The organism is Pseudomonas sp. MF7453 (assembly GCF_016405455.1).
GTDB classification, from domain to species: domain Bacteria; phylum Pseudomonadota; class Gammaproteobacteria; order Pseudomonadales; family Pseudomonadaceae; genus Aquipseudomonas; species Aquipseudomonas paralactis.
The window spans coordinates 182,422-204,759 of the sequence record NZ_JAEKCN010000008.1 but is presented as its reverse complement, the minus strand read 5'-3'; the positions used below and the strand labels follow the sequence as shown (position 1 = coordinate 204,759).

Genomic DNA, 22,338 nt, shown 5'->3' with positions numbered 1-22,338 from the left:
ACAAAAAAGCCCGCCACCGAGTGATCGGTGGCGGGCTTTTTACCTATTCTCAAATGTGAACTCGGTCAATGTGGGAGCTGGCTTCCACCGGTGATCAGCGGCTGGCCGGAAAGTCTTTGTGAAGCTGCTCCAGCAATGCATCCTTGTCTTGCCACAACTGGTTGATCCAGCCTTGGAACGCCAGCCGATACTCCCCGTCCTGCTCATAGTTCTTGCCGATGAACTCAGTGGGGATCTGCACTTCTTCAAACTGCACGACCACCTCCTTCACATTCCCGCACAGCAAATCCCAGTAGCCCGGGCGTCCGGCAGGGTAGTGAATGGTCACATTCACCAATGATTTGAGCTGCTCGCCCATGGCATCCAGCACAAACGCAATGCCGCCGGCCTTGGGCTTGAGTAAATAGCGAAATGGGGAGTTCTGCTGCGCATGTTTGCCCGGTGTAAACCGCGTGCCCTCGGCAAAGTTGAAAATACCCACGGGGTTGTCGCGAAACTTCGCGCAGGTCTTGCGGGTGGTTTCCAGGTCCTTGCCCTTCTTTTCCGGGTGTTTCTCCAGATAAGCCTTCGTGTAGCGCTTCATGAACGGAAAGCCCAGCGCCCACCACGCCAAACCAATCACCGGCACCCAGATCAGCTCTTGCTTAAGGAAGAACTTCAGCGGACGAATACGCCGATTGAGCACGTATTGCAGCACCATGATGTCGACCCAGCTCTGGTGGTTACTGGTCACCAGATAGGAATGCTGATAATCCAGGCCTTCAAGGCCGCTCAAGTGCCAGCGTGTGCGGCGTACCAGGTTCATCCAGCCCTTGTTGTTGGTCACCCAGGCTTCGTGGGTGTGGTTCATCAGCCATTCGCTGAAGCGTTTGGCGAAGGGCAGAGCCTTGAACAGCGCGACGATAAACAGGAACGAACACAACAGGATCGTGTTCAGCGCCAGCAATAGCGAAGCGATCACTCCGCGTACGGCGGCAGGTAGAAAATCCAGCATTTAGATATCCATAGGTCGGTTGGCGGCTTGGATCGCAGTCAGCGCGATGGTGTACACGATGTCGTCTACCTGGGCGCCGCGCGGCAGGTCGTTGACCGGTTTGCGCAGGCCCTGGAGCATCGGCCCCAGGCTCACGCAATCGGCGCTGCGTTGCACGGCTTTGTACGTGGTGTTGCCGGTGTTCAGGTCGGGGAACACGAACACCGTCGCCTTGCCGGCCACCTGGCTGTTGGGCGCCAATTGCCGGGCCACGCTTTCATTGGCTGCGGCGTCGTATTGCAGCGGGCCATCGATCAGCAGCGAGCTTTGTTGTTCGTGGGCGAGCAGCGTGGCTTCGCGGACCTTTTCCACTTCTTCACCGCTGGCCGAATCACCGCTGGAATAGCTGATCATCGCCACCCGTGGGGTGATGCCGAACGCGGCGGCCGAGTCGGCGCTTTGCAGAGCGATTTCCGCCAGTTCCGCAGCGCTTGGGTGCGGGTTCATCACGCAGTCGCCGTATACCAGCACCTGCTCGGGGAACAGCATGAAGAACACCGACGACACCAGGGTGCAGCCCGGTGCAGTCTTGATCAGTTGCAGGGCCGGGCGAATGGTATTGGCAGTGGAATGGATAACGCCGGAAACCAGGCCATCGACTTCGTCCAGGGCGAGCATCATGGTGGCGATTACTACCGTGTCTTCAAGCTGCTGCTCGGCCATGGGCGCGTTGAGGCTCTTGGTCTTGCGCAAGGCAACCATCGGCTCGACATAGCGCTGGCGAATCAGGTCCGGGTCAAGGATCTCCAGGCCCTCGGGCAGCTCGATACCCTGGGCGCGGGCAACCGCTTCCACATCCGCCGGTTTGGCCAGCAGCACGCAGCGGGCAATGCCTCGGGCCTGGCAAATGGCGGCGGCTTGCACCGTCAACGGCTCGCTGCCCTCGGGCAACACGATACGCTTGTTGGCGGCCTGGGCCCGTTGGATCAACTGGTAGCGGAACACCGCCGGCGACAGGCGCATCTCCCTGGGCGTGCCACACCGCTGGTGCAGCCAGCGCGCATCGAGGTGGCTGGCGACGAAGTCCGTGATGATCTCCGCGCGCTCGCGGTCATCAATGGGGATTTCCTTGTTGAGGCTGTTGAGCTGGTTGGCGGTGTCGTAGGAGCCGGTGCTCACCGACAGCACCGGCAGCCCGGCCTGGAAAGCGCCACGGCACAAATCCATGATGCGCGGGTCGGGCAGGGTGTCGCTGGTCAGCAGCAGGCCGGCCAGCGGTACGCCGTTGATCGCGGCCAGGCTGACGGCGAGGATGATGTCGTCGCGATCGCCGGGGGTGACCACCAGCACACCGGGCTTGAGCAGCTCCACGGTGTTGCGCATGGTGCGGGCGCAGATGATGATCTTGGTCATGCGCCGGGTTTCGTAGTCGCCGGCGTTGAGGACTTGCGCACCCATCAGGTCGGCCACATCGCGGGTGCGCGGGGCATTGAGTTCGGGCTGATAGGGGATGCAGCCAAGCAGACGGAAATCACCGCTGCGCAACAACGGTGAGTGCTCTTTGAGGCGCGCCGAGAACGCCTCCATGCTTTCGTCGGTGCGCACCTTGTTGAGGATCACGCCCAGCACTTTAGGGTCTTTGGGGCCGCCGAACAGTTGGGCCTGCAATTCCACGCGGCCGGAGAGCTCGGTAAGGACTTCGTTTTCCGGCGCCGAGACCAGGATCACTTCCGCATCCAGGCTCTTGGCCAGGTGCAGGTTGACCCGCGCGGCGTAGCTGGCGCTGCGGGTCGGCACCATGCCTTCGACGATCAGCACGTCTTTGCCTACGGCGGCCTGCTGATACAGGGTGATGATTTCTTCCAGCAGCTCATCGAGCTGACCGTCGCCGAGCATCCGCTCCACGTGGGCCAGGCCCAGGGGCTGTGGCGGCTTCAGGCCGTGGGTACGGGCCACCAGCTCGGTGGAGCGCTCCGGCCCGGTATCGCCCGGGTGTGGCTGGGCAATCGGTTTGAAGAAGCCGACTTTAAGGCCGGCCCGTTCCAGGGTACGCACCAGCCCTAGGCTGATGGAGGTCAGACCCACACCAAAATCGGTGGGCGCGATAAAAAAAGTCTGCATGCGAATTCTCTGGAGGTGCATGGCTTGGGTGGCGCTCTATGCGTGAGCGCCTACCGCGAATCAGGCGTCAAGGTTATCGTTATTCGCGCACTTGCGCACACCAGCCGCACGCAAAGGGTTGGCCTATTTTTTCAAGGCGTTGAGCAGGGTCGATGATCCAGGCTCGCGACTGCCATGGCGGCTGGTGGCGCAGGTGCTGGGTGTGGCCGCAGGACAGCTCGGCAACCCAGTGCAGGTCGTCGTCCTGGTGGAATCCGGTGATGATAGAGACCGTTGGTCGGCCCCGTCTGTCCGGGTTCTGTTCGCTTTCGGGCAAATCCTTGTTTAGACTTGTCCGTTCTTCATTCTTATGCAAAAGGTCTCGCCCCATGACGATCGCCGCTAACAAGGCTGTCTCCATCGACTATACCCTGACCAACGACGCTGGTGAGGTCATCGACAGCTCAGCCGGCGGCGCGCCGCTGGTCTACCTGCAAGGCGCAGGTAACATCATCCCAGGCCTGGAAAAGGCACTGGAAGGCAAGGCAGTCGGTGATGAACTGACCGTTGCCGTAGAACCTGAAGATGCCTACGGCGAATACTCCGCCGAACTGGTCAGCACCTTGAGCCGCAGCATGTTCGAAGGCGTTGACGAGCTGGAAGTGGGCATGCAGTTCCACGCTTCCGCACCGGACGGCCAAATGCAGATCGTCACCATCCGTGATCTGGACGGCGATGATGTGACTGTCGACGGCAACCACCCTCTGGCTGGCCAGCGCCTGAACTTCCAAGTGAAGATCGTTGCCATCCGCGACGCTTCCCAGGAAGAAGTGGCTCACGGCCACGTCCACGGTGAAGGCGGTCACCACCATTGATTGTGGTTTGATCAATCGGTAGCAAAAACGCCCCGACTGGTTCGGGGCGTTTTTTTTTGCCTTGAGAATATTCCCGGTCACCTTTCTTTAGGAGCGAGCTTGCTCGCGAAAAACCTGAGAACCCCGCTGGGCGCCAGGCTTCCCGCGTCATCGTTAACGATCTTCGCGAGCAAGCTCGCTCCTACAGTTTTCAGGCACAAACAAAAATGCCCCGGACCTTTCGGTACGGGGCATTTCTTAACTGTTACGCAGCCTGGGCTGCGTGGCAGTTGTTACCACTTAGGCTGCAGCAGGAACGCTCAGAGCCTTGATGTGGCCATTCAGGCGGCTCTTATGGCGAGCGGCCTTGTTCTTGTGGATGATGCCTTTATCGGCCATACGGTCGATAACTGGCACGGCCAGAACGTAAGCAGCTTGAGCTTTTTCAGCGTCTTTGGTGTCGATGGCTTTAACTACATTCTTGATGTAGGTACGAACCATGGAACGCAGGCTGGCGTTGTGGCTGCGACGCTTCTCAGCCTGTTTTGCACGTTTTTTGGCGGAAGGTGTGTTGGCCACCGTCGAGCTCCTCGAAAGACTTTTTAGGAAATAGCAAACAAAATAGGCCGCGAATCATGCCGATGACTTGATGGGTTGTCAAGGGCGGCTGATGCGAACTGCTGAGTGGTCGATCTGAAGAGGCGGGTGATTTATTTCCGGCGCTTGACCTGTAAACTCGCGAGCTTTGGCTCTGTGCTGTTGCAGGCGCGCAGTATCGCATAAGTAGGCGCTTTGTTCGCCTGCTCTTTATCTATAGGCGCAAACTCTTTCAATGAATCTGCTCAAATCGTTGGCTGCGGTCAGCTCTATCACGATGATCTCCCGGGTTTTGGGGTTTGTGCGTGACACTCTGCTGGCGCGCATCTTTGGCGCCAGTATGGCCACGGATGCCTTCTTTATTGCCTTCAAACTCCCCAACCTGCTGCGGCGGATCTTCGCCGAAGGTGCGTTTTCCCAGGCGTTCGTGCCGATTCTGGCCGAATACAAGACCCAGCATGGCGAGGAGGCGACCCGTACGTTCGTCGCCTACGTCTCGGGCCTGCTGACGCTGGTGCTGATGCTGGTCACCATCGTCGGGATGCTCGCCGCGCCCTGGGTGATCTGGGCCACGGCGCCCGGTTTTGCCAACACACCGGAAAAGTTCGCACTGACCACTGATCTGCTGCGGGTGACCTTTCCTTATATATTGCTGATTTCCCTGTCGTCGCTCGCCGGGGCGATCCTCAATACCTGGAATCGTTTCTCGGTACCGGCCTTTGTGCCGACCTTGCTGAATGTCAGCATGATTATTTTTGCGCTGTTCCTCACGCCGTATTTCGACCCTCCGGTCATGGCCCTGGGTTGGGCGGTGCTGGCCGGCGGCCTGGCGCAGTTGTTGTACCAACTGCCGCACCTGAAAAAAATCGGCATGCTTGTACTGCCGCGCCTGAACCTCAAGGACACCGGCGTCTGGCGCGTGATGCGCAATATGCTGCCGGCGATCCTCGGGGTGTCGGTCAGTCAGATTTCGCTGATCATCAACACCGCGTTCGCCTCGTTGCTGGTGTCCGGGTCGGTATCGTGGATGTATTACGCCGACCGTCTGATGGAGTTGCCATCCGGTGTGCTTGGCGTGGCATTGGGCACGATCCTGCTGCCGACCCTGGCGCGCACCTATGCCAGCAAGGATCGTCAGGAGTATTCGCGCATTCTCGATTGGGGCCTGCGTCTGTGCTTTCTATTGGTGTTGCCATGCGCGCTGGCCCTGGGAATCCTCGCCGAACCGCTGACGGTCTCGCTGTTTCAATACGGGCAATTCGATGCACATGACGCCTTGATGACTCAGCACGCGCTGGTTGCCTACTCTGTCGGCCTGCTCGGTATTATCGTGATCAAGGTGCTGGCGCCGGGCTTCTACGCACAGCAAAACATCCGCACGCCGGTGAAGATTGCGATTTTCACGCTGATCGTCACACAGTTGCTCAACCTGCTGTTTATCGGTCCGTTGGCCCATGCCGGGCTGGCGCTGGCGATCAGTGCCGGTGCCTGTATCAATGCCGGTCTGTTGTTTTATCAGCTGCGCAAGCAGCAGATGTACCAGCCGCAGCCGGGTTGGGGAATGTTCACGCTCAAGTTGCTTGTGGCGGTGGCCGCAATGTCCGCGGTGCTGGTGGGGCTGATGCAGGTGATGCCGGCCTGGGGTGATGGCGATATGCTGGAGCGCTTCATGCGCCTGGGTGTATTGGTAGTCGCGGGCGTGGCGGTGTACTTCGGAATGTTGCTGTTGCAGGGTTTCCGCCTGCGTGATTTCAATCGCAAGTCGTTGGGATAGAGAGTTTGCCGCGATAAAACGGTTGTTTTATCGATTCGACCCATTTGGCCTGCGCTGTTGCCTGTCGTCCGGGGCTGGGTGTGGTTATAATCGACCACTTTATGAGCAAGAAGCGCGTTATGCAGCTGGTTCGAGGTCTCCACAACCTGCGCCCCGAGCATCGGGGCTGCGTCGCCACTATTGGCAACTTTGACGGTGTTCACCGTGGCCACCAGGCTATCCTGGCAAGGTTGCGCGAGCGTGCGGTCGAGTTGGGCGTGCCCAGCTGCGTGGTGATTTTTGAGCCACAACCGCGGGAGTTCTTTACCCCGCAAACGGCGCCGGCTCGTTTGGCGCGCTTGCGCGACAAGCTGCAGCTGTTGGCGGAGGAGGGCGTTGACCGCGTCCTCTGCCTGGCGTTTAACCAGCGCTTGCGCAGCCTCAGCGCCGCCGAGTTCGTCGACCGCATCCTGGTCGATGGCCTGGGTGTGCAACATCTGGAGGTCGGCGACGACTTCCATTTCGGTTGTGACCGGGTCGGGGATTTCGATTTCCTGCAACATGCCGGCGTCAACCAGGGTTTTACCGTCGAGGCCGCGCAAACCGTCGAACTGGACGGCCTGCGTGTGAGCAGCACCCAGGTGCGTAACGCTCTGGCTGCCGCCGACTTCGACTTGGCCGAGCGTTTGCTCGGTCGCCCGTTCCGCATTGCCGGGCGGGTACTGCACGGCCAGAAGCTGGCGCGCCAATTGGGCACGCCAACTGCCAACGTGCAACTCAAGCGCCGCCGTGTGCCGCTGACCGGGGTTTACCTGGTCAGCGTCGACATCGACGGCCAATCGTGGCCGGGAGTCGCCAATATAGGCGTCAGGCCCACGGTTGCAGGTGATGGCAAGGCCCACCTGGAAGTTCACCTTTTGGATTTTGCCGGTGATTTATACGACCGGCGTTTGACGGTGGTTTTCCACCAGAAGCTGCGTGAAGAGCAGCGTTTCGCCTCCCTGGAGGCGTTGAAAACGGCGATCAATGCGGATGTCGCCGCCGCCCGTGCACTAGCCGCACCTAGCGCCCATCGCTAACCGAAGAGCCTTAAATGACCGACTATAAAGCCACGCTAAACCTTCCGGACACCGCCTTCCCAATGAAGGCCGGCCTGCCACAGCGCGAACCGCAGATCCTGCAGCGCTGGGACAGTATTGGCCTGTACGGAAAGTTGCGCGAAATTGGCAAGGATCGTCCGAAATTCGTCCTGCACGACGGCCCTCCTTATGCCAACGGCACGATTCATATCGGTCATGCGCTGAACAAGATTCTCAAGGACATGATCCTGCGCTCCAAAACCCTGTCGGGCTTTGACGCGCCGTACGTTCCGGGCTGGGACTGCCATGGCCTGCCGATCGAGCACAAAGTCGAAGTGACCTACGGCAAGAACCTGGGCGCGGACAAGACCCGCGAACTGTGCCGTGCCTACGCCACCGAGCAGATCGAAGGCCAGAAGTCCGAATTTATCCGCCTGGGCGTGCTGGGCGAGTGGGACAACCCCTACAAGACCATGAACTTCAAGAACGAGGCCGGTGAAATCCGCGCCTTGGCTGAAATCGTCAAGGGCGGTTTCGTGTTCAAGGGCCTCAAGCCCGTGAACTGGTGCTTTGACTGCGGTTCGGCCCTGGCCGAAGCGGAAGTTGAGTACGAAGACAAAAAGTCCTCGACCATCGACGTGGCCTTCCCGGTCGCCGACGACGCCAAGCTGGCCGAGGCTTTTGGCCTGGCGAGCCTGGCCAAGCCGGCTGCCATCGTGATCTGGACCACCACCCCGTGGACCATCCCGGCCAACCAGGCGCTGAACGTGCACCCGGAATTCACCTACGCCCTGGTGGATGTCGGTGATCGCCTGCTGGTGCTGGCAGAAGAAATGGTCGAGTCGTGCCTGGCGCGATACGAGCTGCAAGGCTCGGTGATCGCCACCGCCACCGGCTCTGCGCTGGAGCTGATCAACTTCCGTCACCCGTTCTATGACCGCCTGTCGCCGGTGTACCTGGCTGACTACGTCGAGTTGGGTTCGGGTACCGGCATTGTCCACTGCTCGCCAGCCTATGGCGTGGACGACTTCGTGATCTGCAAGAAGTACGGCATGGTCAACGATGACATCATCAACCCGGTGCAGAGCAATGGCGTCTACGTGCCTTCGCTCGAGTTCTTCGGTGGCCAGTTCATCTTCAAGGCCGACCAGCCGATCATCGAAAAGCTGCGTGAAGTCGGTGCGTTGATGCAAACCGCCACCATCCAGCACAGCTACATGCATTGCTGGCGTCACAAGACCCCGCTGATCTACCGCGCTACGGCGCAGTGGTTTATCGGCATGGACAAAGAACCGACCAGCGGCGACACCCTGCGTGTACGCTCGCTCAAAGCCATCGAAGACACCAAGTTCGTCCCGGCCTGGGGCCAGGCGCGCCTGCACTCGATGATCGCCAACCGTCCTGACTGGTGCATCTCCCGCCAGCGTAACTGGGGCGTGCCGATCCCGTTCTTCCTGAACAAGGAAAGCGGTGAGCTGCACCCGCGCACCGTCGAGCTGATGGAAGTCGTGGCCCAGCGCGTTGAACAGGAAGGCATCGAAGCCTGGTTCAAGCTGGACGCCGCCGAGCTGCTGGGCGATGAAGCGCCGCTGTACGACAAGATCAGCGACACCCTCGACGTGTGGTTCGATTCGGGCACCACTCACTGGCACGTGCTGCGCGGTTCGCACCCGATGGGCCACGAGACCGGCCCGCGTGCCGACCTGTACCTGGAAGGTTCGGACCAACACCGTGGCTGGTTCCACTCGTCGCTGCTGACCGGTTGCGCGATCGACAACCACGCGCCGTACCGCGAGCTGCTGACCCACGGCTTCACCGTCGACGAGACGGGCCGCAAGATGTCCAAATCGCTGAAGAACGTGATCGAACCGAAAAAGATCAACGATACCTTGGGCGCCGACATCATGCGTCTGTGGGTGGCTTCTACCGATTACTCGGGTGAAATCGCCGTGTCGGACCAGATCCTGGCCCGCAGCGCCGACGCCTACCGTCGTATCCGTAATACCGCGCGCTTCATGCTGTCGAACCTGACCGGCTTCAACCCGGCCACCGACCTGCTGCCGGCCGAAGACATGCTCGCCCTTGACCGTTGGGCCGTGGACCGTACCCTGTTGTTGCAGCGCGAGTTGCAGGAGCACTACGGCGAATACCGCTTCTGGAACGTCTACTCCAAGATCCACAACTTCTGCGTGCAGGAGTTAGGCGGTTTCTACCTCGACATCATCAAGGACCGCCAGTACACCACTGGCGCCAACAGCAAGGCGCGCCGCTCGGCGCAGACCGCGCTGTACCACATCAGCGAAGCGCTGGTGCGCTGGATCGCGCCGATCCTGGCGTTCACCGCCGACGAACTGTGGGAATACCTGCCGGGCGAGCGTAACGAGTCGGTCATGCTCAACACCTGGTACGAAGGCCTGACCGAACTGCCGGCCGACTTCGAACTCGGCCGCGAGTACTGGGAAGGCGTCATGGCCGTCAAGGTTGCGGTGAACAAGGAGCTGGAAGTTCAGCGTGCGGCCAAGGCCGTGGGCGGCAACCTGCAAGCCGAAGTCACCCTGTTTGCCGAGGACGGCCTGACCGCCGACCTGGCCAAGCTGAGTAATGAGCTGCGCTTCGTGCTGATCACCTCCACCGCGAGTCTGGCACCGTTTACCCAGGCTCCGGCAGACGCGGTAGCTACCGAGGTGCCGGGCTTGAAGCTCAAAGTGGTCAAGTCGGCCTTCCCCAAGTGCGCTCGTTGCTGGCACTGCCGTGAAGATGTCGGCGTGAACCCTGAGCATCCGGAAATCTGTGGTCGTTGTGTCGACAACATCAGCGGTGAAGGCGAGGTTCGCCACTATGCCTAATGCAGCCAGTCGTTTCGGACGTCTGGGCTGGCTCGTACTGAGCCTGCTGGTTCTGGTCATTGACCAGGTCAGCAAGGCTCACTTCGAGGGCTCCCTGGAAATGTTCCAGCAAATCGTGGTGATCCCGGATTACTTCAGCTGGACCCTGGCCTACAACACGGGTGCCGCCTTCAGCTTCCTCGCTGACGGCGGCGGCTGGCAGCGCTGGCTGTTCGCGGTGATCGCCGTGGTGGTCAGTGCCGTGCTGGTGGTGTGGCTAAAGCGCCTGGGTCGCGACGACACCTGGCTGGCTATCGCGCTGGCCCTGGTGTTGGGCGGCGCGCTGGGTAACCTGTATGACCGCATCGCCCTGGGCCATGTGATCGACTTTATCCTGGTGCACTGGCAGAACCGCCATTACTTCCCGGCGTTCAACTTTGCCGACAGCGCCATCACCGTTGGTGCAATCATGCTGGCGCTGGATATGTTCAAGAGCAAGAAAACCGGAGAGACCGTCAATGACTGATCAGGTATTGGCTGAGCAACGCATCGGCCAGAACACGGAAGTCACTCTGCATTTCGCACTGCGCCTGGAGAATGGCGACACGGTCGACAGTACCTTCGACAAAGCGCCGGCGACCTTCAAGGTCGGCGACGGTAACTTGCTGCCGGGTTTTGAAGCGGCGCTGTTTGGCTTCAAGGCTGGTGACAAGCGCAACCTGCAGATCCTGCCGGAAAATGCCTTCGGCCAGCCCAACCCGCAAAACGTGCAGATCATCCCGCGTTCGCAGTTCGAAGGTATGGACCTGTCGGAAGGTTTGCTGGTGATCTTCAATGATGCGGCCAATACCGAATTGCCCGGTGTGGTTAAAGCCTTCGATGATGCGCAAGTGACCATCGATTTCAACCATCCGTTGGCCGGTAAAACCTTGACGTTTGATGTTGAAATCATCGACGTTAAAGCGCTCTAACTGACGAAACCGGTTCCTGTGGGGCTGGCTTGTGTGGGAGCTGGCTTGCCTGCGATAGCATCACCTCGGTGTACCTGATACATCGAGTCGTTTGCATCGCGGGCAAGCCCGCTCCCACAGAGGCTTATTCTATAGAGCTGAGTTGATCCAATTTCTTGGCCTGCAAGGCACGAGGCACAGCATGCAAATCAAACTCGCCAACCCCCGTGGCTTCTGCGCCGGCGTGGACCGGGCGATCGAAATCGTCAATCGCGCCCTGGAAGTCTTCGGGCCGCCGATTTATGTGCGCCATGAAGTCGTCCATAACAAATTTGTGGTCGAAGATTTGCGCGCGCGCGGGGCTATTTTTGTCGAAGAGCTCGACCAGGTGCCCGACGACGTGATCGTCATCTTCAGTGCCCACGGTGTTTCCCAGGCTGTACGTACCGAAGCGGCAGGCCGTGGCCTCAAGGTGTTCGATGCCACCTGCCCACTGGTGACCAAGGTGCATATCGAAGTGGCACGCTACAGCCGCGACGGTCGTGAGTGCATCCTGATCGGCCACGCTGGTCACCCGGAAGTCGAAGGCACCATGGGCCAATACGACGCCAGCAACGGCGGTGCTATCTACCTGGTGGAGGACGAGAAAGACGTCGCCAACTTGCAGGTGCACAACCCGGAACGCTTGGCTTTCGTGACCCAGACCACCTTGTCCATGGACGACACCAGCCGCGTAATCGATGCCCTGCGCACGCGGTTCCCGGCCATTGGCGGCCCACGCAAGGATGACATCTGTTACGCCACGCAAAACCGCCAGGATGCAGTCAAGCAACTGGCGAACGAATGTGACGTAGTGCTGGTGGTCGGCAGCCCCAACAGTTCCAACTCCAACCGCTTGCGTGAACTGGCCGAACGCATGGCCACCCCGGCATACCTGATCGACGGTGCCGAAGACATGCAGCGCAGCTGGTTCGACGGTATCGAGCGTATCGGCATTACGGCAGGTGCCTCCGCACCCGAAGTGTTGGTGCGCGGCGTGATCCAGCAGTTGCAGGCCTGGGGTGCTACCGGTGCCGATGAGCTGGCTGGCCGTGAAGAGAACATCACGTTCTCGATGCCCAAGGAGTTGCGAGTCCGCTCGCTGCTCTGACGCCAACAATGCCGCCTCGGCATAATGCCTGCTCGGTTTTGTCACCGCGCAGGCTGATGCGCCCGCTGGGGGCCAGCACGATCTGATACAGGCTCTGTGCCTGGCTCGTGTCGCACACATGCACGGTACCGGCACGGAAGCCTCCGCCGGCGAAAACCGGCTCTCCCAAGCCGCTGAAGCGCACCTGGTTCGTAACCGGGCCATTGCCCGCCACCGGCACGCGACCATCGCCCTGGCGCTCCAGCAGTACCGGGTTGTCGTCGTCCTCATGGCCGCGCCCACTGACGTCCAGTATCACGCGCCACCCCTGGCTCCAGTCTCTGTCCTTTGCATGAATGACCACCGCCTGATTGCGCGTGATCGCCTCCATGCGTGCGTAACGCAGCCCGGCGGCAAGTGATTGGGCCACGCTTTGTCGTTGCTGCGATTCAAGCAAACCTTTGAAGCCGGGTACGGCCAATTGCGCGAGGAAGCTGGTGATGATCAGCCCCAGCAGCATTTCAATCAGGGTGAATCCTCGTTGTGTCATGTGCGTTCCCTCCCTGGACGCGAGTGAATCTTCGAGTTGCAGACCTAGGTATAGCGCCTGGCCCGGGCGCCGGATGATGGCCTTTATGTCCAAAGTATTTCCCTTTGTTCCGGCAGCAGCGCGGGTCGAAATCCGCCGCTAGTCTTGGGTCGCACAGCAGGTTTTGCCTGCTTTTTTCCGGCCTTCGACATGGATGACGACGGTAATGTCTGCTCGCCCGAATCGATTTTTTTTGCGTTCTGCGCGTCGGCGCCAATCCGGCATGACGCTGATCGAGGTGCTGATAGCGCTGATGATCCTGGCTGTCGGGCTGATGGGTGCTGCAATGCTCCAGCTCAACGCGCTCAAGTACACCGACAGCGCCAGGATGACCAGCCAAGCCAGTTTTATCGCCTACGACATGCTCGACAGAATTCGCGCCAACGCTGGCGCGGATTACAGGTGGGGCATGGACGAGCCGGGGCCGGCCAGCACCTCGACCGCCAGCGTGCGCGACCTGGACCTGCATGATTTCGAGGCCAATATCCTTGGTTTTGCCGGCAAGGATGCCAAGGGTTCCGTGGTGGTGAGCGGGCATGAGGTCACCATCAGCATCAGTTGGGAGGATCGCCGGTCAGCAAGCAACCCGGGCGCACGGGAAACCTTCACCCTGACCAGCCGCATCGCCAGTGAACCGGGAGCGATGCAATGAATCGTCATGCGCGAGGTTTCAGCCTGGTGGAGTTGTTGCTGGCACTCGCCGTCGGGCTGGTGCTGGTGTTGGGGGTGAGCCAGGTGCTCATAAGTTCACGATTGACCCACGACAGTCAGCAAGCCGCCATGGTGTTGCAGGATGATGCGCGGTTTGCTCTGGGCAAGATCACACAGGACATTCGCCAGGCAGGCATGTTGGGGTGTTTGGCCACGACCGTTATCGACAACGCCCCGGCCGCCTTCGACCGACCGATAAGCTGGGACGCCTCGGGGAGTTCGAGGTCGCTGAGGTTGGTCACCGCAAACGTCGGTGACGGCGTTGGCAAGCCCGACTGGACGGTGTTGTCCGATTGCAAGGAGACAGCCCAGGCTTATGCAGGGTCAGCACCTGCCGCTGCCCCTGGCCTGATCCGCTTTGGCATACGCCAGCTCACGTATACCCATGAAGCGGGTCAGTTGAAGGTCAGTACTCCGGCAGCGCCGGCCAAGGCGGTACTGATTGATAACGTTCGGGCATTCGACATCAGTTTTGGCTTGGCGGCCAAACCTGAATCTACGGTTGTGGTGCGTTACGACAGCCATCCGGCTGATGACTCGTTGATACGGAGCGTGCGTATCTCCATGACGCTGCTGGACCCAACTGGGCGGGTTAGAGACCAGACCTACAACGTCGTGGCGGCGCTGCGAAATCGATTGGGTTAGGAGCGATGTCGATGCTTGGCGGGATTCGTTTACGGCAAAACGGGATGGTGCTGCTGATCAGTCTGGTATTCCTGCTGTTGTTATCGCAGATAGGGCTGTCGTCGATACAGGGGGCGGTCACCCAGCAAAAAGTCGCGAGCAGCCTGTGGCAGCGCAATCAATCGTTTCAGGCTGCTGAAAGCGGCTTGCGGCTGGGGGAGTCGGTTGTGCAGAGGGGTGGCCCTGGGATGCCTGTGTGCCACTCGGTTATGACGTGTGCGCCGCCCAATGAAGCGTTTTCCTTGACTGGCGCTGGCAAAAACCCTGTCTCGGCAATCGCCTGGTTGGCCTTGAGGGGCGGGTTTTATGGCGTTCAATCACTGGGGGAAGGCGCAGGGCTGGCTCATTTGCCGCTCGACACACGGGCCGCGCTCTTTCGCATCACTGCGGTGGGGCTCGCAGGACAATCGCGTACGGTGCTTGAGGCGGTTTATGCGCGGGTAGAGGAGGGCGGCAGCGTCAAGTTTCGACGGATTTCATGGCGGCAACTTCAATAAGGAGCAATGGGATGGGCATGGATAGCCAGGGCTTTACCCTGATGGAGTTATTGATCGCCGTCGCGATCGTCGCGTTGTTGGCCGGCATTGCGTATCCCGGGTACATCGGCCAGGTAAAAAAGGTGTACCGCGCGCAAATCGTTGCGTTGCTGAGCGAGCAAGCCCAGCACCTGGAGCGCACGTATACCAGAAATGGCACTTTTATTGATGCGGGCGGCGTCATTGCGGGCAACGATCACTATAGAATCAGCGTGATTTTGAACCCCCAGGATTTCGACTTGCTCGCCACGCCTGCCGCGGACTCAGTGATGGCCGACGACGCGTGCGCAGCTTTCAGCTTGAGCAGCACCGGTACGCGAAGTAATCCGGGAGCGGCGCCTGAAATGTCGCGCAAGGTCTGCTGGGGGCAATGATGAGAGTGCTTGAAGAGTGGGCGCAGGGCGCGCCTTTCCCTGTTTATTGGCGGGATCAGATGATGGCAAAGCAACAGCAAGTGGTGATTGTCGGCGGCGGTGTAATCGGGCTGTTAACGGCCTACAACCTCGCCAGGGAAGGGCGGGCAGTCATGCTGCTAGAGCGTGCGGGGCTTGGGCAGGAATCTTCCTGGGCGGGTGGCGGAATTGTTTCGCCACTGTATCCATGGCGTTATAGCCCGGCCGTCACTGCCTTGGCCCACTGGTCCCAGGATTTCTATCCGCAGTTGGCACAGCGCTTGTTTGCCGCGACCGGTGTCGATCCCGAGGTACACACTACGGGTCTGTATTGGCTCGACCTGGATGATGAGGCTGATGCATTGGCCTGGGCTGCGCGCGAAGGGCGACCCCTGAGCAAAGTGGACGTGTCGCAGGCCCACGATGCCGTGCCGGCGCTGGGGGGCGGCTACTCCAGGGCGATCTACATGGCCGACGTGGCCAATGTACGCAACCCGCGCCTGGTCAAATCCTTGAAGGCGGCGCTGCTGGCGTTGCCGGACGTGACGATTCACGAGCACTGCGAAGTGTCGGGTTTTGTGCTGAACAACAATCGGGTGGTGGGGGTGAACACGGCTACGGGATCGGTTTTTGCCGATCAGGTGGTGCTCGCCGCCGGGGCCTGGAGCGGGCAGTTGCTGAGCACGCTGGGCATGGCGCTCCCCGTGGAGCCGGTCAAAGGCCAAATGATCCTGTACAAATGCGCTTCCGACTTTTTATCCAGCATGGTCCTGGCCAAGGGGCGCTATGCAATCCCCCGGCGCGATGGGCACATTCTGATTGGAAGCACATTGGAGCATGAGGGGTTCGACAAGACGCCGACCGAAACTGCGTTGGCGAGCCTCAAGGCATCGGCGGTAGAACTCATCCCCGCCCTGGCGGACGCCGAGGTAGTCGGCCATTGGGCGGGGTTGCGGCCCGGTTCGCCGGAAGGTATCCCCTATATCGGAGAGGTTCCCGGCTTTCAGGGCTTGTGGCTCAACTGCGGGCATTACCGCAATGGTCTGGTACTGGCACCGGCTTCCTGCCAGCTGTTCGCCGACTTGCTGTTGGGGCGGGCTCCGATCATTGATCCAGCGCCTTACGCCCCGGCAGGTCGCCTCAACGCTGGATAGACTTCGGCCCTTGTTCCAGGTGCGCCTGGGTGCAGTACCACTCCTGGCTTGAACTCAGGGCGCGGTCCTGCGGCAGATGCACGCCGCAGTGGGCGCAACGCACCATCAGCGCGGCGTTAGGCTCGGCAGGGCGTTGCTGGCGGGCAGCGGGGTTTTTGAATTTGCGCCAGAACCATACCGCGGCAGCAATGACGGCAATCCAGAACAGTAGACGAAGCATGATGGGCAGTTTCTCGACAAGGAATGCGCCAGTTTAGCCAAGGTGGCCACAGGCGCACAGCGCAATAAATACTCGCTCATAAAAAAGGGAGCTCTTCAGAGCTCCCTTTTTGCGTTGCGTCGAACAATCAGTCGAACACACCGAAGGTCATGTAGCTGAACCACGAACGGTCTTCGTTATTGCCAAGGGCCTGCGGCTCCTCTTCTTCGATAACGTCGCCGTTCTCGTCGTGAGGCTTGAGGTCCGAAGGAATGGCATCCTTGGCGTCCTGGTACTGCTTGATCACGTCCTGGTTGGCGCGGGTTTCACCCGGCGGCAGCGGCGGACGAGATTCGATCAGGCCCAGGGTGTACTTGCTCAGCCACGAACGGTTGTCGGCTTCAGCCACCTGAGGCACGAACTGGCCGTCTTTCAGGCTTGGGTGATCGGGGTAGTTGAGCTTCAGGGTTTCCAGGCTGGTGGTCGCCAGGGTGTCCAGGTGCAGACGCTGATAAGCCTCGGTCATCACCGCCAGGCCGTCGCCCACGGATGGGGTTTCCTGGAAGTTCTCCACAACATAGCGGCCACGGTTGGCGGCAGCTACGTATGCCTGACGAGTCAGGTAGTAGTGGGCCACGTGGATCTCGTAGGAAGCCAGCAGGTTGCGCAGGTAGATCATGCGCTGCTTGGCGTCCGGCGCGTAGCGGCTGTTGGGGTAACGGCTGGTCAGCTGGGCGAACTCGTTGTAGGAGTCGCGCGCAGCGCCCGGGTCACGCTTGGTCATGTCCAGCGGCAGGAAGCGCGCCAGCAGGCCAACGTCCTGGTCGAACGAGGTCAGGCCCTTCATGTAGTAGGCGTAGTCCACGTTCGGGTGCTGTGGGTGCAGGCGGATAAAACGCTCGGCGGCGGACTTGGCAGCTTCCGGCTCGGCGTTCTTGTAGTTGGCGTAGATCAGCTCCAACTGGGCCTGGTCGGCATAGCGGCCGAACGGGTAGCGCGACTCCAAGGCCTTCAGCTTCGCTGTGGCGCTGGTGTAGCTATTATTGTCCAGGTCTGTCTGAGCTTGCTGGTACAGCTCGACTTCGCTCAGGTTTTCGTCGACGACGTCCTTTGTTGACGAGCAAGCAGCAGTCATGGCGAGGATGGCGATCAGCAGCAGGTGTTTCACTTGCATGGCGGCTTGCGTCCCTATGACGGCCGCTGTCTTGGGCGGGGCCGTCCTGTTATGATGAGCGCCCCGTTGAAAGCCTCGGGGCAAAAGACGCCGTATTTAACCACAAGCGCGCAGCCGAAACCAAAGGCTGTGCCACGCCTAGTCTGAGCATGTCCGATAAAATTGAACTTCGCGCAGAGGTGCCGTCCGAATTGGGCGGCCAACGCCTCGATCAAGTCGCCGCACAATTATTCGCTGAGCACTCGCGCTCGCGCCTTTCCGCCTGGATCAAAGACGGCCGCCTGACTGTGGATGGAGCGGTTATCCGCCCGCGAGACATAGTCCATGGCGGTGCGATTCTTGAGCTGACTGCCGAGCAGGAAGCCCAGGGAGAATGGGTCGCCCAGGACATTGAGCTGGATATCGTCTATGAAGACGACGACATCCTGGTCATCAACAAACCCGCGGGCCTGGTGGTTCACCCGGCCGCCGGGCACGCTGATGGCACTTTGCTCAATGCCCTGTTGCACCACGTACCGGACATTATCAATGTCCCGCGCTGCGGTATCGTGCACCGTCTGGACAAGGACACCACCGGTCTTATGGTGGTGGCCAAGACCATTCAGGCGCAGACGCAACTGGTTACGCAATTGCAGAGCCGTAGAGTCAGCCGCATCTATGAGTGCATTGTGATCGGCGTCGTTGTGGCCGGTGGCAAGATCAACGCACCCATTGGTCGTCACGGCCAGCAGCGCCAGCGTATGGCGGTGATGGAAGGCGGCAAGCAAGCGGTCAGCCACTACCGTGTGCTGGAGCGTTTCCGCTCCCACACCCATGTGCGGGTCAAGCTGGAAACCGGGCGTACCCACCAGATTCGCGTGCACATGGCGCATATCAACTTCCCGTTGGTCGGCGATCCTGCCTACGGTGGCCGCTTCCGTATTCCGCCGGCGGCCAGCCAAACCATGGTTGAATCGCTCAAGTCGTTCCCGCGCCAGGCACTGCACGCACGCTTCCTGGAACTGGATCATCCGACGAGCGGTAAGCGCATGAGCTGGGAATCGCCACTTCCAGACGATCTGGTCTGGTTGTTGTCGCTGCTCAAGCAGGATCGTGAGGCATTTATCGGATGAGTGACTGGCTGATTCCTGACTGGCCCGCGCCGGCTCGGGTAAAAGCCTGCGTCACCACTCGTGCGGGCGGCGTCAGTCTGGCGCCGTTCGACAGCCTTAACCTGGGCGATCACGTCGAGGACAGCCTTGAGGCCGTCCTTGAAAACCGCCGTCGTCTGAGCGGCGCTTTCGATATCCAGCCTGCCTGGTTGCGCCAGGTCCACGGTACTCACGTAGTCGAGGCCGATCCAGGCCGTACTGTCGAAGCAGATGGCAGTTGGACCAGCATCCCTGGCATCGCCTGCACGTCCATGACCGCCGATTGCCTGCCTGCGTTGTTCTGTAATCGGGCGGGCACCCGGGTTGCCGCAGCCCATGCCGGTTGGCGTGGCTTGGCGGCCGGCGTGCTGGAGGCCGCGTTCGAAAGCCTGGATACCATTGCCGAAGACGTTCTGGTCTGGCTCGGCCCAGCCATTGGCCCACAAGCCTTTGAGGTCGGCCCGGAGGTGCGTGAAGCGTTCATGCAGCAACTGCCGGCCACCGCTGAAGCCTTCGTTCCGAGCCATAACCCCGGCAAGTTCATGGCCGACATCTACCAACTGGCGCGGCTGCGTCTGGCAGTACGCGGTGTCACCGCTGTATATGGTGGCGGTTTTTGCACAGTGACCGACCCGCGCTTCTTTTCTTATCGCCGCAGCCCGCGCACGGGCCGATTCGCCTCCCTTATCTGGCTTGAACGCTAGACTCTCCTGACCTGTATCAACCGTCCGCCGCTTGAAACCCCCAGAATCCACCCCATCTATAAGGGTATCTGGCAGGTTTCTTCATTCAGGATGTGTTTGTTCATAGCTCCGGCCTGCTCAAAAGGAAGGTGACTAATGCGTATTGATCGTTTAACCAGCAAATTGCAGTTGGCCTTATCGGACTCCCAATCCCTGGCGGTCGGCCTCGACCATCCGGCGATTGAGCCTGCGCACTTGATGCAGGCGCTCCTGGAACAACAAGGTGGTTCTATCAAACCCTTGTTAATGCAGGTGGGCTTTGACATCAACAGCCTGCGCAAGGAGTTGAGCAAAGAGCTCGACCAACTGCCGAAAATTCAAAATCCTACCGGCGACGTGAATATGTCCCAGGACTTGGCGCGCCTGCTCAATCAAGCGGACCGCCTGGCCCAGCAGAAGGGTGATCAGTTCATCTCCAGCGAACTGGTGCTGCTCGCCGCCATGGACGACAACAGCAAGCTCGGCAAATTGTTGCTGGGGCAGGGCGTGAGCAAGAAAGCCCTGGAAAACGCTATCAACAACCTGCGTGGCGGCGAGGCCGTGAACGACCCCAACCATGAGGAGTCGCGCCAGGCCCTGGACAAATACACCGTCGACCTGACCAAGCGCGCCGAAGAGGGCAAGCTTGATCCGGTGATTGGCCGTGACGACGAGATTCGTCGCACCATCCAGGTCCTGCAACGTCGCACCAAGAACAACCCGGTGCTGATCGGTGAGCCTGGCGTGGGTAAAACCGCGATTGCCGAGGGCCTGGCCCAGCGCATCATTAATGGTGAAGTGCCGGACGGCCTCAAAGGCAAGCGCCTGTTGTCCCTGGACATGGGCGCCCTGATCGCCGGTGCCAAGTTCCGTGGTGAGTTCGAAGAGCGCCTGAAATCCCTGCTTAACGAATTGTCCAAGCAGGAAGGCCAGATCATTCTGTTTATCGACGAACTGCACACCATGGTCGGCGCCGGTAAAGGCGAAGGCTCCATGGATGCCGGCAACATGCTCAAGCCAGCCTTGGCGAGGGGCGAGCTGCATTGCGTCGGTGCCACCACGCTCAACGAATACCGTCAGTACATTGAAAAGGATGCGGCCCTTGAGCGTCGTTTCCAGAAAGTGCTGGTGGAAGAGCCAAGCGAAGAAGACACCATCGCGATCCTGCGTGGCCTGAAAGAGCGTTATGAAGTCCACCATAAGGTGGCGATTACCGACGGCGCGATCATTGCGGCGGCCAAGCTGAGCCATCGCTACATCACCGATCGTCAGTTGCCTGACAAGGCCATCGACCTGATCGACGAAGCGGCCAGCCGTATTCGTATGGAGATCGACTCCAAGCCCGAAGTGCTCGACCGCCTGGATCGCCGCCTGATTCAACTGAAAGTCGAATCCCAGGCGTTGAAGAAAGAAGAGGACGAGGCCGCGAAGAAACGCCTGGAAAAACTTCAGGAAGAAATCGTCCGCCTGGAGCGTGAGTATTCGGACCTCGAAGAAATCTGGACCTCGGAAAAAGCCGAAGTTCAGGGGTCGGCGCAGATCCAGCAGAAGATCGAGCAGTCCCGTCAGGAACTGGAAGCTGCGCGTCGTAAAGGCGATCTGAGTCGCATGGCCGAGTTGCAATATGGTGTGATTCCGGATCTGGAACGCAGCCTGCAGATGGTCGACCAGCACGGCAAGCCTGAGAACCAGTTGCTGCGCAGTAAGGTGACTGAGGAAGAAATCGCCGAAGTGGTCTCCAAGTGGACCGGTATTCCAGTGTCGAAAATGCTCGAAGGCGAGCGCGACAAGTTGCTGAAAATGGAAAGCTTGTTGCACCAGCGTGTCATCGGTCAGGAAGAGGCAGTGGTAGCGGTGTCCAACGCGGTACGGCGTTCCCGTGCCGGCTTGTCCGACCCGAACCGTCCAAGCGGCTCGTTCATGTTCCTCGGCCCGACCGGTGTCGGTAAGACTGAGCTGTGCAAGGCCCTGGCCGAGTTCCTCTTTGATACTGAAGAGGCCATGGTGCGCATCGATATGTCCGAGTTCATGGAGAAGCACTCGGTGGCTCGCCTGATTGGCGCACCACCAGGCTATGTGGGCTACGAGGAGGGCGGTTACCTGACCGAAGCCGTGCGGCGCAAGCCTTACTCGGTGATCCTGCTGGATGAGGTCGAGAAGGCGCACCCGGATGTGTTCAACATCCTGCTGCAGGTGCTCGAAGATGGTCGTTTGACGGACAGCCACGGGCGTACGGTGGACTTTCGCAACACGGTGATCGTGATGACCTCCAACCTGGGCTCGGCACAGATCCAGGAGCTGGTGGGGGATCGTGAAGCCCAGCGCGCGGCGGTGATGGATGCGTTGACCACCCACTTCCGCCCGGAATTTATCAACCGGGTCGACGAAGTGGTGATCTTCGAGCCTTTGGCACGGGATCAGATTGCGGGTATTACCGAGATCCAGTTGGGCCGCCTGCGCAGCCGCCTGGCTGAGCGTGAGCTCGACCTGGAGCTGAGCAGCGAGGCGTTGGACAAGCTGATCGCGGTGGGCTACGACCCGGTGTATGGCGCACGGCCATTGAAGCGTGCGATCCAGCGCTGGATCGAGAACCCGTTGGCACAGTTGATCCTGTCGGGCAGCTTTATGCCGGGCACCCGCGTCACGGCGACGGTGAAAGACGACGAAATCGTTTTCCATTAAGGCTTGCACCCGCTGTAATAACCAGAGGCCTCGCATTGCGAGGCCTTTTTTTTCGATAGGGCGTTGAACTGTAAGGCAAAGGCTTGTAAAGTGCGCCCCGCAGCA

Annotated in this window: 22 protein-coding genes; 15 read left to right on the top strand and 7 right to left on the bottom strand. The window is 60.1% G+C overall.

Going from position 1 to position 22,338, the window contains the following annotated elements; translation table 11 throughout:
• Positions 1-94: 94 nt before the first annotated feature.
• From JFT63_RS14805 to JFT63_RS14795, 3 genes are all read right to left on the bottom strand, one after another.
• Complete coding sequence (locus JFT63_RS14805; RefSeq protein WP_057701674.1) at positions 95-994, bottom strand: acyltransferase; 900 nt, start codon at positions 992-994, stop codon at positions 95-97.
• A complete protein-coding gene (gene pta / locus JFT63_RS14800; RefSeq protein WP_186559296.1) occupies positions 995-3,094 on the bottom strand; it encodes a phosphate acetyltransferase in 2,100 nt (699 codons plus the stop codon). It lies immediately after the preceding gene.
• Positions 3,095-3,173: 79 nt separating this feature from the next.
• Positions 3,174-3,464: a DUF3565 domain-containing protein gene (locus JFT63_RS14795; protein WP_198844238.1), complete on the bottom strand. Its 291-nt coding sequence runs from the start codon at positions 3,462-3,464 to the stop codon at positions 3,174-3,176.
• Here JFT63_RS14795 and JFT63_RS14790 point away from each other — a divergent pair.
• Entirely contained in the window at positions 3,463-3,948 is a 486-nt protein-coding gene (locus JFT63_RS14790; RefSeq protein ID WP_003171645.1) for an FKBP-type peptidyl-prolyl cis-trans isomerase, read from the top strand. The genes JFT63_RS14795 and JFT63_RS14790 overlap by 2 nt on opposite strands.
• A gap of 279 nt (positions 3,949-4,227) precedes the next feature.
• Here JFT63_RS14790 and rpsT read toward each other — a convergent pair whose 3' ends face one another.
• On the bottom strand, positions 4,228-4,506 hold the full coding sequence (gene rpsT / locus JFT63_RS14785) for a 30S ribosomal protein S20 (protein ID WP_003188401.1): 279 nt from the start codon (positions 4,504-4,506) through the stop codon (positions 4,228-4,230).
• A gap of 253 nt (positions 4,507-4,759) precedes the next feature.
• On the opposite strand from rpsT, the gene murJ reads away from it, so the two are divergent.
• The 6 genes from murJ (at position 4,760) to ispH (ending at position 12,281) form a co-directional block, all read left to right on the top strand.
• Positions 4,760-6,298 (top strand): murein biosynthesis integral membrane protein MurJ, encoded by a 1,539-nt coding sequence (murJ, locus tag JFT63_RS14780; RefSeq protein ID WP_057701671.1) that lies wholly within the window; start codon positions 4,760-4,762, stop codon positions 6,296-6,298.
• Positions 6,299-6,417: 119 nt separating this feature from the next.
• A complete protein-coding gene (gene ribF / locus JFT63_RS14775; protein WP_057701670.1) occupies positions 6,418-7,356 on the top strand; it encodes a bifunctional riboflavin kinase/FAD synthetase in 939 nt (312 codons plus the stop codon).
• Between the two features lie 14 nt (positions 7,357-7,370).
• Positions 7,371-10,202 (top strand): isoleucine--tRNA ligase, encoded by a 2,832-nt coding sequence (gene ileS, locus JFT63_RS14770; protein WP_057701669.1) that lies wholly within the window; start codon positions 7,371-7,373, stop codon positions 10,200-10,202.
• Entirely contained in the window at positions 10,195-10,707 is a 513-nt protein-coding gene (lspA, locus tag JFT63_RS14765) for a signal peptidase II (RefSeq protein WP_003188406.1), read from the top strand. Before ileS ends, lspA begins: the two co-directional genes overlap by 8 nt.
• A 7-nt stretch (positions 10,708-10,714) precedes the next feature.
• Positions 10,715-11,152 (top strand): FKBP-type peptidyl-prolyl cis-trans isomerase, encoded by a 438-nt coding sequence (locus JFT63_RS14760; protein ID WP_169855857.1) that lies wholly within the window; start codon positions 10,715-10,717, stop codon positions 11,150-11,152.
• A gap of 181 nt (positions 11,153-11,333) precedes the next feature.
• On the top strand, positions 11,334-12,281 hold the full coding sequence (gene ispH, locus JFT63_RS14755; protein WP_198844209.1) for a 4-hydroxy-3-methylbut-2-enyl diphosphate reductase: 948 nt from the start codon (positions 11,334-11,336) through the stop codon (positions 12,279-12,281).
• Here ispH and JFT63_RS14750 read toward each other — a convergent pair.
• Positions 12,235-12,810, bottom strand: coding sequence for a GspH/FimT family pseudopilin (locus JFT63_RS14750; protein WP_198844208.1), 576 nt, complete (start codon positions 12,808-12,810; stop codon positions 12,235-12,237). The two genes, ispH and JFT63_RS14750, sit on opposite strands and share 47 nt — an antisense overlap.
• 205 nt (positions 12,811-13,015) lie before the next feature.
• Between JFT63_RS14750 and pilV the strand changes: the two genes are divergently transcribed.
• From pilV to thiO, 5 genes are all read left to right on the top strand, one after another.
• Complete coding sequence (pilV, locus tag JFT63_RS14745; protein ID WP_198844207.1) at positions 13,016-13,501, top strand: type IV pilus modification protein PilV; 486 nt, start codon at positions 13,016-13,018, stop codon at positions 13,499-13,501.
• Positions 13,498-14,205, top strand: coding sequence for a prepilin-type N-terminal cleavage/methylation domain-containing protein (locus JFT63_RS14740; RefSeq protein ID WP_057701665.1), 708 nt, complete (start codon positions 13,498-13,500; stop codon positions 14,203-14,205). The genes pilV and JFT63_RS14740 overlap by 4 nt, the downstream gene beginning before the upstream one ends.
• Before the next feature lie 5 nt (positions 14,206-14,210).
• Positions 14,211-14,741, top strand: a complete 531-nt coding sequence (locus tag JFT63_RS14735) for a pilus assembly PilX family protein (RefSeq protein WP_198844206.1) — start codon at positions 14,211-14,213, stop codon at positions 14,739-14,741.
• 11 nt (positions 14,742-14,752) lie between these two features.
• Positions 14,753-15,154, top strand: coding sequence for a type IV pilin protein (locus tag JFT63_RS14730; protein WP_057701663.1), 402 nt, complete (start codon positions 14,753-14,755; stop codon positions 15,152-15,154).
• Positions 15,155-15,216: 62 nt separating this feature from the next.
• Positions 15,217-16,326 carry a glycine oxidase ThiO gene (gene thiO / locus JFT63_RS14725; RefSeq protein ID WP_198844205.1) on the top strand — a complete coding sequence of 370 codons (1,110 nt, stop codon included), beginning with the start codon at positions 15,217-15,219 and terminating at the stop codon, positions 16,324-16,326.
• Here the strand turns inward: thiO and JFT63_RS14720 are convergent.
• A complete protein-coding gene (locus tag JFT63_RS14720) occupies positions 16,313-16,546 on the bottom strand; it encodes a PP0621 family protein (RefSeq protein ID WP_198844204.1) in 234 nt (77 codons plus the stop codon). The two genes, thiO and JFT63_RS14720, sit on opposite strands and share 14 nt — an antisense overlap.
• A 127-nt stretch (positions 16,547-16,673) precedes the next feature.
• On the bottom strand, positions 16,674-17,699 hold the full coding sequence (locus tag JFT63_RS14715) for an outer membrane protein assembly factor BamD (protein WP_005784660.1): 1,026 nt from the start codon (positions 17,697-17,699) through the stop codon (positions 16,674-16,676).
• A 149-nt stretch (positions 17,700-17,848) separates the two neighbouring features.
• On the opposite strand from JFT63_RS14715, the gene rluD reads away from it, so the two are divergent.
• The 3 genes from rluD (at position 17,849) to clpB (ending at position 22,233) form a co-directional block, all read left to right on the top strand.
• Positions 17,849-18,811 carry a 23S rRNA pseudouridine(1911/1915/1917) synthase RluD gene (gene rluD / locus JFT63_RS14710; protein ID WP_198844203.1) on the top strand — a complete coding sequence of 321 codons (963 nt, stop codon included), beginning with the start codon at positions 17,849-17,851 and terminating at the stop codon, positions 18,809-18,811.
• Positions 18,808-19,533, top strand: coding sequence for a peptidoglycan editing factor PgeF (gene pgeF / locus JFT63_RS14705; RefSeq protein WP_057701661.1), 726 nt, complete (start codon positions 18,808-18,810; stop codon positions 19,531-19,533). The genes rluD and pgeF overlap by 4 nt, the downstream gene beginning before the upstream one ends.
• Positions 19,534-19,668: 135 nt before the next feature.
• On the top strand, positions 19,669-22,233 hold the full coding sequence (gene clpB / locus JFT63_RS14700; protein ID WP_057701660.1) for an ATP-dependent chaperone ClpB: 2,565 nt from the start codon (positions 19,669-19,671) through the stop codon (positions 22,231-22,233).
• The last annotated feature ends 105 nt before the right edge of the window (positions 22,234-22,338 follow it).

Bases quoted from the DNA above. Each gene is read 5' to 3' on its own strand.
- JFT63_RS14720 (WP_198844204.1), bottom strand. From the start codon at position 16,546: ATGCTTCGTCTACTGTTCTGGATTGCCGTCATTGCTGCCGCGGTATGG.
- JFT63_RS14790 (WP_003171645.1), top strand. From the start codon at position 3,463: ATGACGATCGCCGCTAACAAGGCTGTCTCCATCGACTATACCCTGACC.
- JFT63_RS14750 (WP_198844208.1), bottom strand. From the start codon at position 12,810: ATGACACAACGAGGATTCACCCTGATTGAAATGCTGCTGGGGCTGATC.
- JFT63_RS14805 (WP_057701674.1), bottom strand. From the start codon at position 994: ATGCTGGATTTTCTACCTGCCGCCGTACGCGGAGTGATCGCTTCGCTA.
- ribF (WP_057701670.1), top strand. From the start codon at position 6,418: ATGCAGCTGGTTCGAGGTCTCCACAACCTGCGCCCCGAGCATCGGGGC.
- JFT63_RS14735 (WP_198844206.1), top strand. From the start codon at position 14,211: ATGTCGATGCTTGGCGGGATTCGTTTACGGCAAAACGGGATGGTGCTG.
- lspA (WP_003188406.1), top strand. From the start codon at position 10,195: ATGCCTAATGCAGCCAGTCGTTTCGGACGTCTGGGCTGGCTCGTACTG.
- ileS (WP_057701669.1), top strand. From the start codon at position 7,371: ATGACCGACTATAAAGCCACGCTAAACCTTCCGGACACCGCCTTCCCA.
- thiO (WP_198844205.1), top strand. From the start codon at position 15,217: ATGGCAAAGCAACAGCAAGTGGTGATTGTCGGCGGCGGTGTAATCGGG.
- rluD (WP_198844203.1), top strand. From the start codon at position 17,849: ATGTCCGATAAAATTGAACTTCGCGCAGAGGTGCCGTCCGAATTGGGC.
- JFT63_RS14795 (WP_198844238.1), bottom strand. From the start codon at position 3,464: ATGGGGCGAGACCTTTTGCATAAGAATGAAGAACGGACAAGTCTAAAC.
- JFT63_RS14730 (WP_057701663.1), top strand. From the start codon at position 14,753: ATGGGCATGGATAGCCAGGGCTTTACCCTGATGGAGTTATTGATCGCC.
- JFT63_RS14715 (WP_005784660.1), bottom strand. From the start codon at position 17,699: ATGCAAGTGAAACACCTGCTGCTGATCGCCATCCTCGCCATGACTGCT.
- pgeF (WP_057701661.1), top strand. From the start codon at position 18,808: ATGAGTGACTGGCTGATTCCTGACTGGCCCGCGCCGGCTCGGGTAAAA.
- clpB (WP_057701660.1), top strand. From the start codon at position 19,669: ATGCGTATTGATCGTTTAACCAGCAAATTGCAGTTGGCCTTATCGGAC.
- pilV (WP_198844207.1), top strand. From the start codon at position 13,016: ATGTCTGCTCGCCCGAATCGATTTTTTTTGCGTTCTGCGCGTCGGCGC.
- pta (WP_186559296.1), bottom strand. From the start codon at position 3,094: ATGCAGACTTTTTTTATCGCGCCCACCGATTTTGGTGTGGGTCTGACC.
- ispH (WP_198844209.1), top strand. From the start codon at position 11,334: ATGCAAATCAAACTCGCCAACCCCCGTGGCTTCTGCGCCGGCGTGGAC.
- JFT63_RS14740 (WP_057701665.1), top strand. From the start codon at position 13,498: ATGAATCGTCATGCGCGAGGTTTCAGCCTGGTGGAGTTGTTGCTGGCA.
- murJ (WP_057701671.1), top strand. From the start codon at position 4,760: ATGAATCTGCTCAAATCGTTGGCTGCGGTCAGCTCTATCACGATGATC.